This is a genomic window from Pseudomonas entomophila (genome assembly GCF_018417595.1).
Lineage (GTDB): Bacteria > Pseudomonadota > Gammaproteobacteria > Pseudomonadales > Pseudomonadaceae > Aquipseudomonas > Aquipseudomonas entomophila_C.
Window position 1 is genome coordinate 1,827,694 of the sequence record NZ_CP070982.1, and the last position, 21,103, is coordinate 1,848,796.

18 protein-coding genes and 4 tRNA genes are annotated in these 21,103 nt (G+C 64.6%); 18 read left to right on the plus strand and 4 right to left on the minus strand.

Going from position 1 to position 21,103, the window contains the following annotated elements; translation table 11 throughout:
• The first annotated feature begins 145 nt into the window (after nucleotides 1-145).
• The 12 genes from accD (at nucleotide 146) to JYG34_RS08170 (ending at nucleotide 9,271) form a co-directional block, all read left to right on the plus strand.
• Nucleotides 146-1,039: an acetyl-CoA carboxylase, carboxyltransferase subunit beta gene (gene accD, locus JYG34_RS08115; protein WP_213660222.1), complete on the plus strand. Its 894-nt coding sequence runs from the start codon at nucleotides 146-148 to the stop codon at nucleotides 1,037-1,039.
• Nucleotides 1,039-2,346: a bifunctional tetrahydrofolate synthase/dihydrofolate synthase gene (folC, locus tag JYG34_RS08120; RefSeq protein WP_213660223.1), complete on the plus strand. Its 1,308-nt coding sequence runs from the start codon at nucleotides 1,039-1,041 to the stop codon at nucleotides 2,344-2,346. Before accD ends, folC begins: the two co-directional genes overlap by 1 nt.
• On the plus strand, nucleotides 2,330-3,010 hold the full coding sequence (locus tag JYG34_RS08125; RefSeq protein WP_213660224.1) for an SPOR domain-containing protein: 681 nt from the start codon (nucleotides 2,330-2,332) through the stop codon (nucleotides 3,008-3,010). The genes folC and JYG34_RS08125 overlap by 17 nt, the downstream gene beginning before the upstream one ends.
• Nucleotides 3,011-3,262: 252 nt before the next feature.
• On the plus strand, nucleotides 3,263-3,817 hold the full coding sequence (locus tag JYG34_RS08130; RefSeq protein ID WP_011532954.1) for a CvpA family protein: 555 nt from the start codon (nucleotides 3,263-3,265) through the stop codon (nucleotides 3,815-3,817).
• 42 nt (nucleotides 3,818-3,859) lie between these two features.
• Complete coding sequence (gene purF / locus JYG34_RS08135) at nucleotides 3,860-5,365, plus strand: amidophosphoribosyltransferase (RefSeq protein ID WP_011532955.1); 1,506 nt, start codon at nucleotides 3,860-3,862, stop codon at nucleotides 5,363-5,365.
• Nucleotides 5,366-5,380: 15 nt separating this feature from the next.
• Nucleotides 5,381-6,592: an O-succinylhomoserine sulfhydrylase gene (locus tag JYG34_RS08140; RefSeq protein WP_213660225.1), complete on the plus strand. Its 1,212-nt coding sequence runs from the start codon at nucleotides 5,381-5,383 to the stop codon at nucleotides 6,590-6,592.
• The gene (locus JYG34_RS08145; RefSeq protein ID WP_213660226.1) at nucleotides 6,589-7,362 is read left to right on the plus strand and encodes an SDR family oxidoreductase; all 774 of its coding nucleotides are present in this window, start codon (nucleotides 6,589-6,591) and stop codon (nucleotides 7,360-7,362) included. Before JYG34_RS08140 ends, JYG34_RS08145 begins: the two co-directional genes overlap by 4 nt.
• 296 nt (nucleotides 7,363-7,658) lie before the next feature.
• A tRNA-Val gene (locus JYG34_RS08150) sits at nucleotides 7,659-7,734 on the plus strand.
• Nucleotides 7,735-7,815: 81 nt separating this feature from the next.
• Nucleotides 7,816-7,892, plus strand: a tRNA-Asp gene (locus JYG34_RS08155).
• Between the two features lie 83 nt (nucleotides 7,893-7,975).
• Nucleotides 7,976-8,052, plus strand: a tRNA-Asp gene (locus JYG34_RS08160).
• A 136-nt stretch (nucleotides 8,053-8,188) separates the two neighbouring features.
• Nucleotides 8,189-8,265 (plus strand) — tRNA-Asp (locus tag JYG34_RS08165).
• A gap of 196 nt (nucleotides 8,266-8,461) precedes the next feature.
• Nucleotides 8,462-9,271: a DUF2242 domain-containing protein gene (locus JYG34_RS08170; protein ID WP_213660227.1), complete on the plus strand. Its 810-nt coding sequence runs from the start codon at nucleotides 8,462-8,464 to the stop codon at nucleotides 9,269-9,271.
• A 230-nt stretch (nucleotides 9,272-9,501) separates the two neighbouring features.
• Here JYG34_RS08170 and JYG34_RS08175 read toward each other — a convergent pair whose 3' ends face one another.
• Entirely contained in the window at nucleotides 9,502-10,542 is a 1,041-nt protein-coding gene (locus tag JYG34_RS08175) for an AraC family transcriptional regulator (RefSeq protein ID WP_213660228.1), read from the minus strand.
• A 4-nt stretch (nucleotides 10,543-10,546) separates the two neighbouring features.
• Complete coding sequence (locus JYG34_RS08180) at nucleotides 10,547-11,665, minus strand: nitrilase-related carbon-nitrogen hydrolase (protein ID WP_213660229.1); 1,119 nt, start codon at nucleotides 11,663-11,665, stop codon at nucleotides 10,547-10,549.
• A gap of 194 nt (nucleotides 11,666-11,859) precedes the next feature.
• Here JYG34_RS08180 and JYG34_RS08185 point away from each other — a divergent pair, with 194 nt between their 5' ends.
• Together JYG34_RS08185 and JYG34_RS08190 are read left to right on the plus strand one after the other, a co-directional pair.
• Nucleotides 11,860-13,896, plus strand: coding sequence for an NADPH-dependent 2,4-dienoyl-CoA reductase (locus JYG34_RS08185; RefSeq protein WP_213660230.1), 2,037 nt, complete (start codon nucleotides 11,860-11,862; stop codon nucleotides 13,894-13,896).
• A gap of 172 nt (nucleotides 13,897-14,068) precedes the next feature.
• Nucleotides 14,069-14,962 carry a 1-aminocyclopropane-1-carboxylate deaminase/D-cysteine desulfhydrase gene (locus tag JYG34_RS08190; protein WP_213660231.1) on the plus strand — a complete coding sequence of 298 codons (894 nt, stop codon included), beginning with the start codon at nucleotides 14,069-14,071 and terminating at the stop codon, nucleotides 14,960-14,962.
• Here JYG34_RS08190 and JYG34_RS08195 read toward each other — a convergent pair.
• Nucleotides 14,953-15,498, minus strand: a complete 546-nt coding sequence (locus JYG34_RS08195; RefSeq protein ID WP_213660232.1) for a cytochrome b — start codon at nucleotides 15,496-15,498, stop codon at nucleotides 14,953-14,955. The two genes, JYG34_RS08190 and JYG34_RS08195, sit on opposite strands and share 10 nt — an antisense overlap.
• Nucleotides 15,499-15,672: 174 nt before the next feature.
• Between JYG34_RS08195 and JYG34_RS08200 the strand changes: the two genes are divergently transcribed.
• Nucleotides 15,673-17,292 carry a WG repeat-containing protein gene (locus JYG34_RS08200; protein WP_213660233.1) on the plus strand — a complete coding sequence of 540 codons (1,620 nt, stop codon included), beginning with the start codon at nucleotides 15,673-15,675 and terminating at the stop codon, nucleotides 17,290-17,292.
• A 40-nt stretch (nucleotides 17,293-17,332) separates the two neighbouring features.
• Here JYG34_RS08200 and JYG34_RS08205 read toward each other — a convergent pair whose 3' ends face one another.
• Nucleotides 17,333-18,313, minus strand: coding sequence for a DUF1853 family protein (locus JYG34_RS08205; protein WP_213660234.1), 981 nt, complete (start codon nucleotides 18,311-18,313; stop codon nucleotides 17,333-17,335).
• Nucleotides 18,314-18,357: 44 nt separating this feature from the next.
• Here JYG34_RS08205 and JYG34_RS08210 point away from each other — a divergent pair, with 44 nt between their 5' ends.
• Genes JYG34_RS08210 through JYG34_RS08220 form a run of 3 tightly spaced genes read left to right on the plus strand, consistent with a single transcriptional unit; the run spans nucleotide 18,358 to nucleotide 21,094 of the window.
• Nucleotides 18,358-19,248, plus strand: coding sequence for an NAD(+) kinase (locus JYG34_RS08210; protein ID WP_011532967.1), 891 nt, complete (start codon nucleotides 18,358-18,360; stop codon nucleotides 19,246-19,248).
• On the plus strand, nucleotides 19,248-20,219 hold the full coding sequence (locus JYG34_RS08215; RefSeq protein WP_213660235.1) for a metallophosphoesterase: 972 nt from the start codon (nucleotides 19,248-19,250) through the stop codon (nucleotides 20,217-20,219). The genes JYG34_RS08210 and JYG34_RS08215 overlap by 1 nt, the downstream gene beginning before the upstream one ends.
• Nucleotides 20,216-21,094: a rhomboid family intramembrane serine protease gene (locus JYG34_RS08220; RefSeq protein ID WP_213660236.1), complete on the plus strand. Its 879-nt coding sequence runs from the start codon at nucleotides 20,216-20,218 to the stop codon at nucleotides 21,092-21,094. Before JYG34_RS08215 ends, JYG34_RS08220 begins: the two co-directional genes overlap by 4 nt.
• Nucleotides 21,095-21,103: the final 9 nt, after the last annotated feature.

A 21,103-nucleotide genomic window follows, 5' to 3' on the forward strand; every position in this document is an offset into this window, starting at 1 on the left:
CATCGGCGTAAAAATTGGAGATGGGGCGGTGCGTGGCGAATCCATGGCCGGCCCATCGTCGTTTGACAGCAGAATTTGAGCTCAAGGGCAGGGGTGGGGCCGGTAATTCCAGGCCCGCCGCCCGCCGATACTGGAGAGAGAAAGCATGAGCAACTGGTTGGTAGACAAACTGATCCCTTCGATCATGCGTTCCGAGGTGAAGAAGAGCTCGGTGCCCGAAGGCCTGTGGCACAAGTGCCCGTCCTGCGAAGCCGTGCTGTACCGCCCGGAGCTGGAAAAGACCCTCGACGTCTGCCCCAAGTGCAACCACCACATGCGCATCGGCGCACGTGCGCGTATCGACATCTTCCTCGACAAGGACGGTCGCGCTGAGCTTGGCGCCGACCTGGAGCCGGTCGACCGCCTGAAATTCCGTGACGGCAAGAAGTACAAGGACCGCCTGACCGCCGCGCAGAAGCAGACCGGCGAGAAAGACGCGCTGATCTCCATGAGCGGCAACCTGATGGGCCTGCCGGTCGTGGTCAGCGCCTTCGAGTTCTCCTTCATGGGTGGCTCGATGGGCGCCATCGTCGGTGAGCGCTTCGTGCGCGCCGCCAACTACGCCCTGGAAAACCGTTGCCCGATGATCTGCTTCTCCGCCTCCGGCGGTGCGCGCATGCAGGAAGCGCTGATCTCGCTGATGCAGATGGCCAAGACCTCCGCGGTGCTGGCGCGCCTGCGCGAAGAAGGCATTCCGTTCATCTCGGTGCTGACCGACCCGGTCTACGGCGGTGTTTCCGCCAGCCTGGCGATGCTCGGCGACGTGATCGTCGGTGAACCCAAGGCGCTGATCGGCTTCGCTGGCCCGCGCGTGATCGAGCAGACCGTGCGCGAGAAGCTGCCGGAAGGCTTCCAGCGCAGCGAGTTCCTGCTGGAGCACGGCGCCATCGACCTGATCATCTCCCGTGAAGAACTGCGTCCGCGCCTGGCTCGCCTGTTGGCGCAGATGACTGGCCAGCCCACGCCGGAAGCCGCCAAAGAAGTCGCTGCGGTCGCGTGATGAGCCAGCGTTCCCTGGGCGACTGGCTCGCCTACCTCGAACAGCTGCACCCTTCGGCCATCGACATGGGGCTGGAGCGCTCGCAGCAGGTGCTTGCGCGCCTGGGCCTGGGCAAACTGGCGCCTCGCGTGGTGACGGTCACCGGCACCAATGGCAAGGGTTCGACCTGCGCTTTCGTGGCTACGCTGTTGCGCGCCCAGGGGCTCAAGGTGGGGGTGTACAGCTCTCCGCACCTGCTGCGCTACAACGAGCGCGTGCTCATCGATGGCATCGAGGCTGGCGATGAGCAGTTGTGCGAGGCTTTCACCGCTGTCGAGGCAGCGCGTGGCGATGTTTCGCTGACCTATTTCGAGATGGGCACCCTCGCGGCGTTCTGGCTGTTCAAACAGTCCGAACTGGATGCCGTGGTGCTCGAAGTCGGCCTGGGCGGTCGGCTGGATGCGGTCAACCTGGTGGATGCCGACGTTTCATTGGTCACCAGTATCGGTGTCGACCATGTCGACTACCTGGGTGATACCCGTGAGTCGGTCGCCTTCGAAAAGGCCGGCATCTTCCGTCAGGGCAAGCCTGCGTTGTGTGGTGATCTCGACCCGCCGCAACCCTTGCTCGACAAGGTGCGTGAGCTGGCTTGTCCGTTCTTCCTGAGGGGGCGCGATTTCGACCTGGCCAGCACCGACAGCCACTGGCAGTGGCGAGGCAGCCGGCTGGACGGCTCCGTCGTCGAGCTGCGCGACCTGCCGCTGCTCGACCTGCCCATGGAAAACGCGGCGCTCGCCTTGCAGGCCTTCCTCCTCATGGATGTGCACTGGGATGAGGCGCGGGTGCGCCAGGCGTTGCTGGATACTCGCATCACCGGGCGTCTCGACAGGCGAGCGTTGCACTTCAACGGCAAGCGCATAGAGCTTTTGCTGGATGTCGGCCATAACCCGCATGCTGCCGAGTACCTGGCGCGTCGTCTGGCGACGCGGCCGCTCAAAGGTCGGCGCCTGGCGGTATTTGGCTTGCTTGCAGACAAGGACCTGGACGGTGTGCTTGCGTCGTTGCGAGGGCTGGTCGATGAATGGGCGGTGGCTCCGCTGGCCACTGCGCGCAGCCGTCCGGCAGCAGAACTGGCCGGCGCCTTGACGAACCTCGGTGCGCCAGTGAAGTCTTACGCCAGCGTCGATGCTGCCCTGGAGGGGCAGTGCGCCCAGGCGACGGCAGATGATCAGATCCTGCTGTTCGGTTCGTTTTTCTGCGTCGGCGAGGCTCTGGCCTGGCTTGAGCGGCAAGCCCTCGAGGATGGAGTAGATGGCAGTGCTGGATAAAGGGATGAAGCAGCGCATGGTCGGTGCGCTGGTGCTGGTGGCGCTGGCGGTGATCTTCCTGCCGATGCTGTTCACCCGTGAGGACGAGATGCGCCAGGTGCGTGTCGAGGCGCCGGAGGCGCCGGCCATGCCAAGCCTGCCCCAGGTGCAGGTCGAGCCTGTGGCGGTGCCTGAGCCGCAACCATTGCCGGACCCAGGCGAGCAACCGCCGGTGGTGGTCAATGAGTCCGCGGTGCCGGTGACTGCGCCAAGCCAGCCGATCGCGCCCGCGCCCGCCGTGCAGCCAGTACAGCCCAAGCCGCAGGCGCCGGTGCCGGCTCCTGCGGCGCCGAAGGTCGAGCCCCGCCCGGCGCCAGCGCCGACAGTGGCGCCTGCCGCCCCTGTGGCCAAGCCTGTAGCGCCATCGAAGATCGATGCCAACGGCCTGCCGGTGAGCTGGTCGATCCAGCTGGCCAGTCTGTCGAATCGGGCTGGGGCCGAAAGCCTGCAGAAGACCCTTCGTAGCCAGGGCTACAACGCCTACATCCGTTCGGCGGATGGCATGAACCGGGTATTCGTCGGGCCGTTGATCGAGCGTGCTGAGGCCGAGCGCCTGCGTGATGTGATCAATCGCCAGCAAAACCTCAAGGGCATCGTGGTGCGCTTCCAGCCAGAGCGCGGTTAGCCGCTGTAGCCCCCATTGATCTGATGCAACCTCTGTAGGGGCGTCTTTAGCCGCGATCACCCGCGCAGCGGGTGCCTGGCACCGCGCTGTCTGCTTCGCGGCTAAAGCCGCTCCTACAGAAAGTGCGGGATTTCAAACCCGCAAAGCTGTCCCCTGAGTCAGCCTGCAGCCCTTCAAACTCCTGACATTCCGCTTACCCCAAGCCCTTCGCTCTGGTAAAATGCGCCGCCTCAAACGTCGGCAGGCAGCACCGTGGCATTTACCTGGGTTGATTGGGCGATCATCGCGATCGTCGCCATTTCCTCACTGATCAGTCTCAAGCGCGGCTTCGTCAAGGAGGCCTTGTCCCTGCTCATCTGGATTGTCGCCGGCGCGGTGGCCTGGATGTTCGGCGGCTCGCTCTCGCAGTATCTGGAAAGCTACATCCAGACCCCGTCCGCGCGGGTCATTGCCGGCTGTGCCATTCTTTTCGTCGCCACGCTGCTGGTCGGGGCGATGCTCAACTTCCTCATCGGCGAGCTGATTCGCGTGACCGGGTTGTCCGGCACCGATCGCTTCCTCGGCATGGCCTTTGGCGCCGCGCGCGGGGGCTTGCTGGTGGTGGTGGCCGTCGGGCTGCTCAGCCTGGGGCCGGTGCAACAGGATCCGTGGTGGCAGGAATCACGCCTGATACCACAATTTCTATTGGTAGCCGACTGGTCGAAGAACCTCATACTCGGGTTCGGCGGCCAGTGGATGTCCAGTGGGGTCAGCGCACCCGTTGACCTTCCGTTCAAGGAGCAGCTGCTCGGGCCGAGCAAGCCCTGAGCGCTCTTCACTCAAGTTTCATCAAAGTAGGGGTTGCGTCGCATGTGTGGCATCGTCGGTATCGTCGGTAAGTCGAACGTCAATCAGGCGCTGTATGACGCGCTTACGGTCCTCCAGCACCGCGGCCAGGACGCTGCCGGTATCGTGACCAGCCATGACGGCCGGTTGTTCCTGCGCAAGGATAACGGCCTGGTGCGCGACGTCTTCCAGCAGCGCCACATGCAGCGCCTGGTCGGCAGCATCGGCATCGGTCACGTGCGCTACCCGACCGCCGGCAGTTCCACCTCGGCCGAGGCCCAGCCGTTCTACGTCAACTCGCCCTACGGCATCACCCTGGCGCACAACGGCAACCTGACCAACGTCGAGCAGTTGGCCAAGGAGATCTACGAGTCCGACCTGCGCCACGTCAACACCAACTCCGACTCCGAAGTGCTGCTGAACGTGTTCGCCCACGAGTTGGCCGTGCGCGGCAAGCTGCAACCGACCGAAGAGGACGTGTTCGCCGCTGTCTCCCACGTGCACAGCCGCTGTGTCGGTGGTTATGCCGTGGTCGCGATGATCACCGGCTATGGCATCGTCGGCTTCCGCGACCCCAACGGCATCCGCCCGGTGGTCTTCGGCCAGCGTCACACCGACGAAGGCGTCGAGTACATGATCGCCTCGGAAAGCGTGGCCCTGGACGTGCTCGGCTTCACCCTGATCCGCGACCTGGCGCCGGGCGAAGCGGTGTACATCACCGAAGAAGGCCAGATGTTCACCAAACAGTGCGCCGAGAACCCGAAACTGCAGCCGTGCATCTTCGAGCATGTGTACCTGGCCCGCCCGGATTCGATCATCGACGGCGTCTCGGTGTACAAGGCGCGCCTGCGCATGGGCGAGAAGCTGGCCGAGAAGATCCAGCGCGAGCGCCCGGACCACGATATCGACGTGGTCATCCCGATCCCAGACACCAGCCGCACCGCGGCGCTGGAACTGGCCAACCACCTGGGCGTCAAGTTCCGCGAAGGCTTCGTCAAGAACCGCTATATCGGCCGTACCTTCATCATGCCCGGCCAGGCTGCGCGCAAGAAATCGGTACGCCAGAAGCTCAACGCCATCGAGCTGGAATTCCGCGGCAAGAACGTGATGCTGGTGGACGACTCGATCGTGCGCGGCACCACCTGCAAGCAGATCATCCAGATGGCCCGCGAAGCCGGGGCCAAGAACGTCTACTTCTGCTCCGCGGCACCTGCGGTACGCTACCCCAACGTCTACGGCATCGACATGCCGAGCGCTCACGAACTGATCGCCCACAACCGTACCACCGAACAGGTGGCCGAGTTGATCGGCGCCGACTGGCTGATCTACCAGGACCTGCCGGACCTGATCGAATCGGTCGGTGGCGGCAAGATCAAGATCGAGCACTTCGATTGCGCGGTGTTCAACGGTGAGTACGTCACCGGCGACATCGACGAAGCCTACCTCGATCGCATCGAGCAGGCCCGTAACGACCTGGCCAAGGTGAAGACCCAGGCCGTCAGCGCGATCATCGACCTCTACAACAACTGATTTGGGAGCGACGGCATGACCGAACAATGGGATGCCGGTCGACTGGACAGTGACCTCGAGGGTGTCGGTTTCGACACCCTGGCGGTGCGCGCCGGTCAGAACCGCACGCCGGAGGCCGAGCACAGCGAAGCGCTGTTCCTGACCTCCAGCTATGTCTTCCGCACGGCTGCCGATGCCGCTGCGCGCTTTGCTGGCGAAACACCGGGCAACGTCTATTCGCGCTATACCAACCCGACCGTGCGCGCCTTCGAGGAGCGCCTGGCTGCAATGGAGGGTGCCGAGCAGGCCGTGGCCACCTCCACCGGCATGTCGGCGTTGCTCGCCGTGGTGATGTCGCTGTGCAGTGCCGGTGACCATGTGCTGGTGTCGCAAAGTGTATTCGGCTCGACCATCAGTCTGTTCGAGAAGTACTTCAAGCGTTTCGGTGTGCAGGTGGACTATGTGCCGCTGGCCGACCTGGGCGGCTGGGAGCAGGCCATCAGGACCAACACCAAGCTGCTGGTCGTCGAGTCGCCGTCCAACCCGCTGGCCGAGCTGGTGGATATCCCGGCGTTGGCCGAGATCGCCCATGCCCGTGGCGCCATGCTGGTGGTGGACAACTGCTTCAGCACGCCGGCATTGCAGCAACCGCTCAAGCTCGGTGCCGACATCGTGTTCCACTCGGCGACCAAATTCATCGACGGCCAGGGCCGTTGCATGGGCGGTGTGGTGGCGGGGCGCAGCGAACAGATGAAGGAAGTGGTGGGTTTCCTGCGCACCGCTGGCCCGACCCTGAGCCCGTTCAACGCCTGGGTCTTCACCAAGGGCCTGGAAACCCTCAAGTTGCGCATGCGTGCGCATTGCCAGAGCGCCCAGGCGCTGGCCGAGTGGCTGGAGCGCCAGGACGGTGTGGAGAAGGTTCACTACGCCGGCTTGCCGAGCCATCCGCAGCACGAGCTGGCCAAGCGCCAGATGAGTGGCTTCGGTGCGGTGGTCAGCTTCGAGGTCAAGGGGGGCAAGGAGGGCGCCTGGCGCTTCATCGACGCCACTCGCGTCATCTCGATCACCACCAACCTGGGCGACAGCAAGACCACCATCGCCCACCCCGCAACCACCTCCCACGGTCGCCTGACGCCGCAGGAGCGTGAAGCGGCGGGGATCCGTGACAGCCTCATCCGTGTCGCTGTCGGCCTGGAAGACCTGGCCGACTTGCAAGCGGACCTGGCGCGCGGCCTGGCGGCGCTGTGATCGACTGGAAGGCTGGCGAACCCGACCACAATGGTCGGGTAGCCCTGGTGACCGGTGCCGCCCGCGGCATCGGCCTGGGCATCGCCGCCTGGCTGATCTGCGAAGGCTGGCAGGTGGTGCTCAGCGACCTGGATCGCCAGCGTGGCGCCAAGGTCGCCAAGGCGCTGGGCGACAACGCCTGGTTCATCTGCATGGATGTGGCCGACGAAGCCCAGGTCAGTGCCGGGGTTTCCGAAGTGTTGGGGCAATTTGGTCGGCTGGACGCGCTGGTCAGCAACGCGGCCATCGCCAACCCGCACAACCAGACACTGGAAAGCCTGTCGTTGGCCCAGTGGAACCGTGTGCTGGCGGTCAACCTCAATGGCCCGATGCTGCTGGCCAAGCATTGTGCGCCTTACCTGCGTGCCCACGGTGGCGCCATCGTCAACCTGACCTCCACCCGTGCCCGTCAATCCGAGCCGGATACTGAAGCCTATGCGGCAAGCAAGGGTGGCCTGATGGCGTTGACCCATGCGCTGGCCATGAGCCTGGGGCCGGAGATTCGCGTCAATGCCGTCAGCCCGGGTTGGATCGATGCTCGTGATCCATCGCAGCGACGGGCGGAGCCGTTGAGCGAAGCCGACCATGCCCAGCACCCGGCAGGCAGGGTAGGGACGGTGGAGGATGTCGCGGCATTGGTGGCGTGGTTGCTGTCGCGCCAGGCGGGGTTCGTCACTGGCCAGGAGTTTGTGGTCGATGGCGGCATGACGCGCAAGATGATCTACACCTGAGGCTTGTGCTTGAACTGAGAAGGGGACCGAAAGGTCCCTTTCTTGTTTTTGCCTGTACCGGCCCTTTCGCGGGCAAGCCTACTCCCACAGGTTCACCGCTGGTTTTAAAAGCCGGGCTTATCTGTAGGAGCGGGCTTGCCCGCGAAAGGGCCGGTGCGAACAACCGAAATGCCAGTGGTGAAGCAGAGCGTTTTTCCCCTTTTTGAAAAAAAATTCAATGGGGGTATTGACTTAGCATCGGTACCTGCGTAAATTTCGCGGCCTCAGCGAAGCAAACGCAACAAGCAACATCGCGGGGGTGATTAGCTCAGCCGGGAGAGCATCTGCCTTACAAGCAGAGGGTCGGCGGTTCGATCCCGTCATCACCCACCACTTCCTGAGAACGTTTCTAGTACAGAGTGCTTTGCAAAAGGCACGCTGGCAGAGAGAAACAGGACGCAAGTCCAGCTATGCGCGGCGGTAGTTCAGTCGGTTAGAATACCGGCCTGTCACGCCGGGGGTCGCGGGTTCGAGTCCCGTCCGCCGCGCCATTCTTCTCCAGATGGGTGTTCACACCGGTCTGAGGCCGCAAGGCCAGATCCCAGTTTCAATCAGGCGAAAGCCTGAACGATACGCAGCGGTAGTTCAGTCGGTTAGAATACCGGCCTGTCACGCCGGGGGTCGCGGGTTCGAGTCCCGTCCGCTGCGCCATCTTCGCGTCGAGTCCCTTGAACAGCTCGAAGCAAGACGAAAAGAGAAAGTGCTCTTTTTTCGTTCCTGGTTTTCGCGCCATGAGCGCTTGAAAATCTGGATCCCAGTTTCAATCGGGTGCAAACCCGAATGTTACGCAGCGGTAGTTCAGTCGGTTAGAATACCGGCCTGTCACGCCGGGGGTCGCGGGTTCGAGTCCCGTCCGCTGCGCCATATTCGCCTCGAGGTCCCTTGAACACCTTGAGGCAACAAGAAAGCGACCCTAGGGTCGCTTTTTTCGTTTCTGCCTCATCAGAGGCTACGGGTCATCAAATACACCCAACTGACACACTCTTCACCGATCAATGGTTTCAGCAGGTGATCGATGTGATGCACAATACGCCCCATTCGTTTCTTCCCGGAATTGGCAATGTCTAGATCAACCGTCTATGGCGCGCTCGGGCTGGCCCTTGTGCTGGCGGGCGTTTCCGGCTGCTCCTCGAAAAAAGCCGCTGTCTACGAGCATGAGAACTTCGATGACTCCGGCACTTTTTCGCGCAGCTTCCCGGTCAGTGAGGCAAGTACCTGCGAAGCTGCCAGGCGCGCGCTGCTCAGCCAGGGCTACATCATCACCAGCAGTGACGCCAACCAGGTCGCCGGCAACAAGAGCTTCCAGCAGAATGCCGAAAACCACATGCAGATCAGCTTCAACATCACCTGTGTGCCCGACATGGGCGACAAGCAGCGTTCGACCATGTTCGCCAACGCCCTGCAGGACCGCTACACCCTGAAGAAATCCAACACCTCCGCCAGCCTGGGTGTGGGTGTGCTGGGCTCGGTGTCGATGCCGATCGGCTCCACCGACGACTCGATGGTCAAGGTCGCCAGCGAAACGGTGACCGCGTCGCAGTTCTACGACCGCTACTTCGCGTTGGTGGAAAGCTACTTGCCCAAACCCAAGGCCGCGAAGAAGGCCGAGGCAGCGGTCGAGCCGGCCAAGGTGGAAAAACCAGCTGCCGAGCTGGGCTTGCCGGAGCCTGCGCCGACCGCCCTGGCGCCCGCAACGGTGCCGGAGCCGGCAGCACCTGCCCAGCCGTCTGCGCCGGTGACAACCAGCGAAGCCCCGGTGACCCCCGTAGTGGATAGCCAAGGCTCCCAGCCGGTCGCGCCCCCGGTGGAGGCAGCTCCCATCCAGGTGCAGCAAGCACCGGGCGCCGAACAGGCGCCAGCACCGTTGTGACAGGGGTCATGCACTGTTACAGCTTGCGCGGGTAATGTTCCGTGCGCCTGCTACGTTTACTTGTCACGGGGATGTAACCATTCCTTCATCTGACCGACCTAGATTGACGGCAGACCCGCGAATGATAAGTGAAGAGGAAGCAGGCTGATGGACGACTACCAGGAAGAACTTCTCGAATTCCAGGCTTATGAGCTGGACACGCCAGAGCCTGCGGACGACGCCACAGAGCTCTAGCCCGCCTGCCGCTGAAGGCGGCGAAACTCTCCCGGTGTAAGGCCCGTCCAGCGCTTGAACGCTCGCTGGAAGGCCTCCGCCGAAGCAAACCCCAATAGATAGGCGATTTCGCCAAAGGCCAGTTCCGTGTCACGGATATAGGTCTCGGCAAGGTCCTGTCGTGTGTCGTTGAGCAGGTTGCGAAAGCGCGTGCCTTCCTCGGCCAACTTGCGCCGTAAGGTCCAGGTGGGCAGTTGCAGGTGCCGCGCCACTTCCTCCAGGTCTGGCTCGCGTCCACCGTTGAGCAAAGGGCCCAGCAGGTGGGTGATGCGTTCGCCCAGGCTGCGTACTCGGGTACGCAGGGCCAGTTCCGCTTCACACAGTTGCAACAGGTGTTGCCAGGTGCTCGGGCAATGGTGCGGGTTGGCCAGGGCAAGCGTGGCCTGGCCCAGGCGCAACTGATTGGCCGGGGCGTCGAACACTACCGTGCCACTGCACAAGCTTTGGTATTGCGCAGCGTAAGTGGGCGACTCGAATTCGATCTCCAGCCGCTCGGCTTGCACCGGGCGCTGCACAAGGGCGCTCAGCTGCGCCAGCCAGCCGGCCAGCAACGAGTCGACCACGAAGCGGTTGTAGGTGTTGTAGGGGCTGATGGAATAGAAGCGCAGCCAGGCCCCCTGATTGTCCTCGTGAAAGCTCGACTGGCCACGGTAGTTGGCGGCATACAGCGGCTCGAAGCGCAGCAGTGTGCGGGCAGCCTCGCCGAGCGTGGGGGCCTGGGCGGCGGTTACTCCCGCGAGCCCGGCCTGGGCCAAGTGGCTCAGGCGGCCCATGCGCAGGCCCAGTGCCGGTTCGCCGCTCATCGCGATGGCGGCATGGCCCAGATGCATGTAGCGCGGGATCGACAATCGCGCGCCTGGTTCGGCCAGGCGCTGGGTATCGAGCCCGTAGCGCAGCAGGAGGGGGTGCGGATCATGGCCGAGTTGCATCAGTGCCTGAGCCAGCGGTTGGACGAATCCTACCGACAGTTCACCCAGGCGCACGCGGGGGCGGGGCATGTTGTCACAACCACAGGTTCAGCAGGCGTGCACCATGGCTGGCGCTGCCCGCCCAGAGGACGCCGGCCTGGCTGGCGAAGCCCTGGCCATCGCCACTGAGCTCCCAGAACTGGCCGCGCAGGAACACGCTCATGCTGGTGACGCCATTGCTGGCGGCTTGGGTCAGTTGTTGCCACGCGGCCTGTTCGCTGACCTGGCCGCGCCGCAGCGGCAATTGCGCCGCAGCAGGCTGGTGGCGGTTGCCACGCCAGGGGGCTTGCCACTGTTGCTGGCCACTGAGGAATACCGGGTTGGCAATCAACTGCACCGACTGCTCGGCCAATTGCCGGTGGTTGGCGGGGTACCAGCTGTCGCTGCCCACCAGCACGCCCAGGCGGCCGGCGGGGGTCTGCAAGACGTGCAGCGGATGCTGGCGGCCATTATGGATGTAGCGTCGGGTTTCGCTGTCCGGGTACTGCTGGTGCTGTGGTTGCCCCAGCACGCCGCCATCGCTGCCGAAGACCACACTGGTGTTGAACAATGGGCCGTCACCTGTGTGCAACCGGCCGTTTTCGACATAGGGGGCCGGGAGAACGATTGAACCGGCTACCAGGGTGACGCCGAACTCCCGCGCCAGGCCGCCGAACAGTTGTTGGTAGTCGTTGGCCATCTGCGCTGCCTTCATGCGCAGGTGGGCATCGCTGCGGCGGTCGTTACCGCTGGCTGAAAGCAGCGCCAGGCCGTAGCGCAGCGGGTTGCTCAGCTCGAGCCATTGCCAGGCTTCGCGACGGTGGGTGACCTGGTACAGCTCGTTCTTTTCACCTCGGGCCCAGAGCCAGGTGCCGATGTGTTCAGGCAGTACCACCACGGTCCGGGCGTTGACCAGCCCCCTGCCGCGGGCCTGGTCCAGGTAGGCGGACAGTTTGCGGTGCAGGCGTTCGAGGTTCTGGTAGTCGCCCGGGTACAGCAGTGGCTCGACACCCAGCAGGTTGCCCTGGCCCCCAGGCACGCCCTGGTCGAGCGCCAGTTCGATGCGCAGGTCGGAAAGGTAGTGACCTTCCGGACGCTGCGAGGTCCAGAAGCCGTAGCCGAACAGCGTGGCGATGACAACCAGTGTCAGGGCGCTGGCAAGCAGTTTTCCCATGGAGCGGTTCTGCGCAATAAGGAATGAGGTGCCCTAGGGTAAGCCTGCTGTGCAGCAGGATCAATAAGTTGTCAGTTTCGATCATTGAGCGTGTTCAAACGCCTGTTTAATGTCGGCGTCAGACAAGCGACGGGCCCCGCCGGACTGGAAGAGGCGCCCGCATTCCGTGATCCCGCCAACTGTGGAGCCCCTCCATGGCAAACGCCCGTTACCCACACCTGCTGGCCCCCCTCGACCTGGGTTTCACCACTTTGCGCAATCGCACCCTGATGGGTTCGATGCACACCGGACTTGAAGAGCGTCCGGGCGGTTTCGAGCGTATGGCGGCGTATTTCGCCGAGCGTGCCCGTGGTGGTGTCGGGCTGATGGTCACAGGGGGGATCGCGCCGAACGATGAAGGCGGCGTCTACTCCGGCGCGGCCAAGCTGAGTACTGAGGAAGAGTCTGACAAGCACCGTATCGTCACCGAGGCAGTGCATGCCGCAGGGGGCAAGATCTGCCTGCAGATCCTCCACGCCGGGCGCTATGCCTACAGCCCGAAACAGGTAGCGCCAAGCGCCATCCAGGCGCCGATCAACCCGTTCAAGCCCAAGGAACTGGACGAGGAGGGCATCGAGAAGCAGATCCGTGACTTCGTCACCTGCGCCAGCCTCGCCCAGCGTGCTGGGTACGACGGCGTCGAGATCATGGGTTCGGAAGGCTACTTCATCAACCAGTTCCTCGCTGCCCACACCAACCACCGCACCGACCGTTGGGGCGGCAGCTACGAGAACCGCATGCGCCTGGCGGTGGAGATCGTGCGTCGGGTGCGTGAAGCGGTAGGGCCGAACTTCATCATCATCTTCCGCCTGTCGATGCTCGACCTGGTCGAGGGCGGCAGCAGCTGGGACGAGATCGAGCTGCTGGCCAAGGCCATCGAGCAGGCCGGCGCGACCCTGATCAACACCGGCATCGGCTGGCACGAAGCGCGCATCCCGACCATCGCCACCAAGGTGCCGCGTGCGGCGTTCAGCAAGGTCACCGCCAAGCTGCGCGGCGCGGTGAAGATCCCGCTGATCACCACCAATCGCATCAACACGCCGGAGGTGGCCGAGGCGGTGCTGGCCGAGGGCGATGCCGACATGGTGTCCATGGCCCGGCCGTTCCTGGCCGACCCGGACTTCGTCAACAAGGCGGCCGAAGGCCGCGCCGACGAGATCAACACCTGCATCGGCTGCAACCAGGCCTGTCTGGACCACACCTTCGGCGGCAAGCTGACCAGTTGCCTGGTCAACCCGCGTGCCTGCCATGAAACCGAGCTCAACTATGTGCCGGTGCGCGCTGTGAAGCGCATCGCCGTGGTCGGCGCCGGCCCGGCTGGCCTGGCGGCTGCCACGGTGGCCGCCGAGCGCGGTCACGAGGTGACCCTGTTCGACGCGGGCAGCGAGATCGGCGGGCAGTTCAACGTGGCCAAGCGTGTGCCGGGCAAGGAAGAGTTCTTCGAGACCCTGCGTTACTTCCGCAACAAGGTGAAGAGCACCGGCGTCGACCTGCGCCTGAACACCCGGGTCGATGTGGCAGCGCTGGTGGCGGGCGAATACGACGAGATCATCCTGGCCACCGGCATCGCCCCGCGCACCCCGGTGATCCCGGGCATCGACAATGCCAAGGTGCTCAGCTACCTGGATGTGCTGCTGGAGCGCAAGCCGGTGGGTGAGCGGGTGGCGGTGATCGGTGCTGGCGGCATCGGTTTCGATGTGTCCGAGTACCTGGTACACAAGGGCGTGGCCACCAGCCAGGACCGCGAGGCGTTCTGGAAGGAGTGGGGTATCGATACGCAGCTGGAAGCCCGTGGTGGCGTCGCCGGCATCAAGCCTGAACCCCATGCTCCGGCGCGCCAGGTGTACCTGCTGCAGCGCAAGAAGTCGAAGGTTGGTGACGGCCTGGGCAAGACCACCGGCTGGATCCACCGCACCGGCCTGAAGAACAAACACGTACAAATGCTCAACAGCGTCGAGTACCTGAGCGTGGACGATGCCGGGCTGCATGTGCGCATCAATGAGGGCGAGCCGCAGCTGCTGGCGGTGGACAATATCGTCGTCTGCGCCGGCCAGGAGCCGTTGCGCGAGCTGCAGGAAGGGCTGGTGGCGGCCGGGCAGTCGGTGCACCTGATCGGCGGCGCTGACGTGGCGGCCGAACTGGATGCCAAGCGGGCGATCAACCAGGGTTCGCGGTTGGCCGCGCAGTTGTGATTGCTTGGGGCAGCACCTGTCTTGTGGTGACTGCCCTGGCCTGTTCGCTGTAGGAGCGGCTTCAGCCGCGATCACCCGCACAGCGGGTGCCAGGTACCGTGTTGCCTGCATCGCGGCTGAAGCCGCTCCTACAGAGGACTGCGCGCAGCCCGGCACCTGATAGACTCGCGCCATGCCCGAGTTCTCCCTTCCCCAAGCCCCTCTGCAGCGCCTCGCTCTGCCCTGGCTCCAGCACGCCCAGGTCGAGCTCGCCGTCTTGCGCCTGGACCTGATCGACCCGCTGATCAGCGGCAACAAATGGTTCAAGCTGCGCCATCACCTGCTTGAAGCCCGGCAGTCCGACGCACCGGGCTTGATCAGCCTGGGCGGCAACCATTCCAATCACCTCCATGCCCTGGCAGCGGCCGGCAAGCGATTCGGCTTCGCTACCGTTGGCCTGCTGCGTGGGCATGCGCAGGAGACGCCGACAGTAAGGGACCTGAGGGCACTGGGCATGGAGCTGCACTGGCTGGGTTTCGGTGGCTACCGCGCCCGCCATGAGCCTGGTTTCTGGCAGCCCTGGCAAGCCCGCTATCCGGGCTGGCATTGCATTCCCGAAGGCGGTGGCGGGCTGGCGGGCGCTCAGGGTTGCGGGCTGATCGTCGAGCAGTGCAAGGCGCAATTGGCCACGCTGGGCTGGACGGACTATGACGCCTGGTGGCTGGCGGCCGGTACCGGCACCACGCTGGCGGGCTTGGTGCTGGCGGAGGCTGGTGAGCATGAGGTCCATGGCGCACTGGCGGTGCCACGGGATCATGGCGTGCCCGAAGCGGTCGAGGCACTGGCCGGCTTGCAGGGGTACACGCTGCACGAGGCCTGTCGGGGTGGTTTTGCGCGTATCGATGACACGTTGCTGGCATTCATCGAGCAAACCGAGCATCTGACCGGCATGCCATTGGAAGCCCTCTATACCGGCAAGGCGCTATTGGCCCTGCGTGACCAGGCCGAGGCCGGGCGTTTTCGCCCGGGCACCCGCCTGGTCTTCCTGCACACCGGTGGCCTGCAGGGGCGCCGCGGTTACTTGTAGGGCAGCATGCGCAGCAGCGTGTTGTCGCGCCGCACATAGTGGTGGTAGAGCCCGGCCACGGCATGCAGCCCGATCAGCCAGTAGCCCCAGCTGCCGATGCGCTCATGCCAGCCCTTGACGAACTTGGCCAGGTCCGGATCGGGCGCGACGATGGCCGGCAGATCCAGGCCATAGAAGGGGATCGGTTTGTCGGCGGCGCTGAGGATCGCCCAGCCGGCCAGCGGCAGGCCGATCATCATCAGGTACAGCAGCAGGTGCACCAGGTGCGACAGGCCGGTCTGCCAGGCCGGTGGCCTGGGCACGATGGGTGGGGTGGGGCGCGACAGGCGCACGGCCAGGCGCAGCCAGACCAGCACGAACACGGTCAGGCCAAGCATGAAGTGCAGGTCTTTCATCAGGTCGCGCTCGGCACTGCCCTTGGGGAACAGGCCGCGTAGCTCGATGCAGGCGTACACGGCGGCCAGCAGCACCAGCATCAGCCAGTGCAGGGTGATCGACAGCCGCGCGTAGTGGGCCGCGGGGGTGGATGAAACCATGGTGGGTCCTCGTCATCAGGTCGGAAAGGGCGCTCTTGTTGGCGCCTGCCCCTAACTCTAATCGCTGGAATGGAAAATTGTTTGCTTCAGATCTATCTAGCGTGGCCGAAACAGCGGGCTGGGTGGTGGCTTTTAGCCTGCGCCCGATTTCCATCGCACAAGGATCCTGTGTCAATGAAACACCTCATCTCCACCCCTAGGGTCGCGCTGTTCGGCGCCCTGTCCCTGCTGCTCGCCGGCTGCGAGCAAGCTCCGGCGGTCAAGACGCCACCGATTGCCGCCCTGACCATTCCGCTGTGCGTGAATGACGAATGCGCGGTACTGGACCAGAACGGCGCATTCCGTGTCGCGCCGGGCAGCGAGTTCACCCAGCTCTACACCCAGCCCTTCAGCAACGCCTTCATCTTCGGCCGCGGCGATTACTGGCACCTGGCCAGTGGCGATGGTAAGCAGGTGATTCGTGCCGACCTCACCGACTCGCTGTATACCCTGACCCCGGGCCTGTTCGGTTATGACCACAATGGCAAGGTCGGGGTGATGGACGAGCAGGGCAAGGACGTCCAGCCGGCCATTTTCGACAGCGTCTATGTCGGTGGCGACAACGATTTCATCGTCTACGAGATCGGCGAGCTGCGCGGCATCCTCACACCTCAGGGCGAGAAGGTCAGCGAGGCGGTGTTCGACTCGATGTACGTGCGCGAGGATTTCGCCAAGCGCGGCAACTGGGTACTGGCCGAGCGCCAGGGCGAAAACTGGGGCTACAACCTGCAGACCAAGGTACTGCGCAAGCTCGACTTCGACACCATTATCAGCGCGGCCGACGGTCATTTGGTGGTTTCCCGCGAAGGCGCCGCCGGCAAGGGCCTGGCGGACGCCGCCGGCAACCTGGTGATCCCGCTCGAGAAGGGCTGGCTGGGTACGCCGGGCGGTGGCCTGGTGGCCTTCCGTGACAGCTACGAAAAACCGTGCGGTTACCTGGACTACCAGGGCAAGGTGGTGATCGAGGCGCAGTACCAGAGCTGCGAAACCTTCGGCAAGGTGGGCGGCATGGTGCAGTTGCAGCGCACCGAGGAAGACCGTGGCAAGGCCGGCATGATCGGCCATGACGGCAAGTGGCTGATCCAGCCCGAGTACGATTCGGTCGGCGACGCCGGCATGGGCCTGCTCGGCATGAGCGGCCATCGCCCGGGCTTCAACCATATCGGCAAGTTGCAGAACATGTTCCTGGCCACCTACGGGACCATCGACCTGGACCAGGGCAAGGTGGTATTCCCGCCCACCTACCAGCAGATCGGCCTGGTCGCGCCCAATCGCTATGCCTTCTCCGAGCTGAAATCGCCGAAGAAGACCGTGATGTTCATGGGGATGCCGAACGAGACCGCCACCGTGGGCCTGATGGACGAGAAGGGCAAGGTGCTGGTCAAGCCGGAGCAGTTCGTGTCGTTCAAACTGTTGGCTGACGGTCATCACCTGCTGGCGGCCGAGGGCAGCAAGTCGGATGCCGTGCGTGCGCTGTACGATCTGGATGGCAAGCTGCTGGTGCCCGCCAAATGGCAGGACGTGGTGGTCGACGAAGCGCGTGGCGCGATCTTCGCCTATCGGGTCGAGGGCAATGGCGACGACGCGGTACGCACGCTGCGCGCCCTGTATCGCCTGGACGGCAGCGTGGTGTTCGACACCAATCGCCTGCCTTGCGGCGCGGAGCAGGTGGTCGACGGCAAAGGCCAGGTGCTGTGGCCAAAGGATGCCCAGGCGCATTGCCCGGCGCCTGAGCCGGTGGCCGAAGCGTCCTGACGCTTGAATACCCCGCCGTCAGCGAGGCGGCGGGGCCGTTTCAGCGTGGGGGGAGGTCAGGCCAGCCATCGGCCACCAGGAACATCCGTTCGACCTCTTCCCAGTGCCCTTGCGCCTGCTGCTCCAGTCGGGTCAGCAGGTGTGCATGGGCATCGGGCTCCAGCCCTTCGCGCCAGGCGGCAAAGCGTTCCGTGCTCCAGCATGCCGCTGCTTCGATTCGCGCCGGTGCCAGCCATGCCTGGCGGGACAGGGGTTGCCAGCAGCTGTTGTCGGCGACGTTCCATTCGCCATGGCGCATCCAGCTACCGCGCAGGTGGCCGGGGTTCGTCCCGCTCGGCGCTCGTGTTCGTCCCGCATGTGGGTAGAACAGGTAACCGCCAAGCCAGAGATGAGCCTGCACCTGGTCCAGGCCCAGCCCGGCCAGCACGGCGTGACTCTGTGGCCCGCTCGACATGGGCAACTGATGTTGTGTCAGGTGTGCCAGCTTTCTTCCCAGTCGATCATGGCAACCGGGGCCAAGCCATTGGTCCGGGTCGCTGCCATCACCACTGGGTGGCCCCAGGTAAAGTTTGATCGCCAGCTCCAGGTGATGAACGCCTTCACGGTCGCGCAGCACGATGTCCAGCTCGCCCAGGGTTCGCCCGCCGTCGCGGATCGCCAGGTTGGCGGCCAGCAGCTCGATGCCCGGGGCCTGGCGCAGGGCAAACTGCCACAACGCCTCGTAGTAGAGCCCCAGGCGTCGGCTGGTCAGGCGCGACAGCCAGTCCAGCAGCGCTGTGGGTTCATGATCGAGCGCGCGCAGCCAGTCGGCCAGTTGCCCGGGGTCGTCGGCCCAGGCGCTGGCGCTCAGCGGGTGGCGTTGCGGGGTGCAGGCGTCGTCCAGCAGCGGCGGCGACAGGACCGCCCACGCCAGGTCGCGCACGGCAGGCTGGCGCAGCTGGCGGAGCACGGGCTGCAGATCGGCGAAGGGCATCATCCTGCGAGCATAGCCGGTTTGCCGCTGGCCGGTCCTTTCGCCCATAATCGCGGCATTGTCACCCCGCCGCAGAGCCTCGCAGGAGCACCATGGAGCAATTTCGCAATATCGGTATCATCGGACGCCTTGGCAGCTCCCAGGTGCTCGACACCATCCGCCGACTGAAAAAATTCCTCCTCGAGCGCCACCTGCATGTGATCCTCGAGGACACCATCGCCGAAGTGCTGCCCGGCCACGGCTTGCAGACCTCCACGCGCAAGCTGCTGGGCGAGGTGTGCGACCTGGTCATCGTGGTCGGTGGCGACGGCAGCCTGTTGGGCGCCGCCCGGGCCCTTGCCCGGCACAACATCCCGGTGCTGGGGATCAACCGCGGCAACCTGGGCTTCCTCACCGACATCCGCCCCGACGAGCTGGAAGAGAAGGTCGCCGAGGTGCTCGACGGTCACTACCTGGTCGAGAACCGCTTCCTGCTGCAAGCCGAAGTGCGCCGCCACAACGAGGCCATCGGCCAGGGCGATGCGCTCAACGACGTGGTGCTGCACCCGGGCAAGTCGACGCGGATGATCGAGTTCGAGATCTACATCGACGGCCAGTTCGTCTGCAGCCAGAAGGCCGACGGCCTGATCGTCGCCACCCCCACCGGTTCCACCGCCTACGCGCTGTCCGCCGGCGGCCCGATCATGCACCCCAAGCTCGACGCCATCGTCATCGTGCCCATGTACCCGCACACGCTGTCGGGCCGGCCGATCGTGGTGGATGGCAACAGCGAGCTGAAGATCGTGGTTTCGAAGGACCTGCAGATCTACCCGCAGGTCTCCTGTGACGGCCAGAACCACTTCACCTGCGCCCCCGGCGACACCATCACGGTGAGCAAGAAGCCGCAGAAACTGCGCCTGATCCACCCGCTGGACCACAATTACTACGAGGTCTGCCGCACCAAGCTCGGCTGGGGCAGCCGCCTGGGAGGCAGGGACGACTGATGCTCGATCCGGCGCGCAGTTTCGACATCATCGGTGACGTGCACGGTTGTGCGCTCACCCTCGAACGCCTGCTCGACGCGCTCGGCTACAAGCGGGTGGGCGGGGTGTGGCGGCATCCGCGGCGCCAGGCGCTGTTCCTCGGCGACATCGTCGACCGTGGCCCGCGCATCCGCGAGGCGCTGCACATCGTCCACGACATGGTCGAGGCCGGTCAGGCCTTCTGCATCATGGGCAACCATGAATACAACGCCTTGGGTTGGGTTACCCCGGCGCTGCCCGGCAGCGGCAAGGCGTATGTCCGCGAGCACACGCCGCGCCATGCGCGGCTGATCGACGAAACCCTCACCCAGTTCGCCCAGCACCCCGGCGACTGGCACGACTTCATCCAGTGGTTCTACGAGTTGCCGCTGTTCGTCGACGCTGGCCGGTTCCGCCTGGTGCACGCCTGCTGGGACCACCAGTTGATCGAGCCGCTGCGCCAGCAGTATCACGACGGGCGTATCGACGAGCATTTCGTCCAGGCTTCGGCCGTGTCCGGCAGTTTCGCCAGCACGGTGTGCAACCGCCTGCTGCGCGGCACCGACATGCGCCTGCCGGACGGCCTGACGCTCACCGGTGGCGACGGCCTGACCCGCGCTTTCTTCCGCACAAAATTCTGGGAAGAAGACCCGCAAACCTACGGTGACATCGTGTTCCAGCCCGACGCACTGCCGGACGAGGTGGCCCGCACGCCGCTCAGCCACAGCCAGAAGAATGCCCTGCTGCGCTACGCCGAGGACGAGCCACTGCTGTTCGTCGGCCATTATTGGCGCAGCGGCCGGCCGGCGCCGATCCGCGCCAACCTGGCCTGCCTCGACTACAGCGCGGTGCTGTACGGCAAGCTGGCGGCCTACCGGCTGGATGACGAAACCCGCATCGACCCGCACAAGTTCGTCTGGGTCGATGTCGAACGCCCGCAGGCCAGCCAATGAACGTGATCGAAGTGTTGCGCCTGCCGCTGACGGTCGACCTCGGCGGCTTCGTCGCCTTGCTGCGTCGCCTGCAAGTGCCGCACCGGGTGGTGGAGGAGGGCGAGGAACAGGTGCTCTGGGCGCCTCCCGCCATGGCCGACGACGTGCGCCAGCTGTACCAGCGCTTCCCCGACGGCAATGCCGATGTCGACCTCCCCGTGGCAACCGACTTGCCGGCGAACACCCCCGTGGCGCCTTCCCTCAAGGAACAGGCCCGTGCCTGCAAGATCACCGCTGCCGTCCTGTTCCTGAGCCTGGTGGTGGCCGGCCTGACCGGCCTGGGCGACAACCTCACGACCATTGCCTGGTTCACTTTCCTGCCATTCCAGGTGCAGGGGGACTACATCTACTTCACCTCATTGCCCCAGGCGCTTGCCGAAGGTCAGTGGTGGCGCCTGGTGTCGCCGATGCTGCTGCACTTTGGTGTGCTGCACCTGGCGATGAATGGCCTGTGGTACTGGGAACTGGGCAAGCGCATTGAACTGCGCCAAGGGCCGTGGATGCTGCTGATGCTGACCCTGCTGTTCAGCCTGGTGTCCAACCTGGCCCAGCATTTCAGCAGCGGCCCGAGCCTGTTCGGTGGCCTGTCCGGCGTGCTCTACGGTTTGCTCGGGCATGTCTGGCTGTACCAGTGGCTGGCACCCAATCCGCAGTTCAGCCTGCCCAAGGGCGTGCTGGTGATGATGCTGGTCTGGCTGCTGATTTGCCTGAGCGGCGTGGTCGGCCAGCTCGGCTTCGGTCAGATCGCCAACGCCGCCCATGTCGGTGGGTTGCTCATCGGATGCCTGACCGGGCTCTTGGGTGGATGGCTCGCCAGGCGTAGACTGTCGGCCTGACTGAGGAGA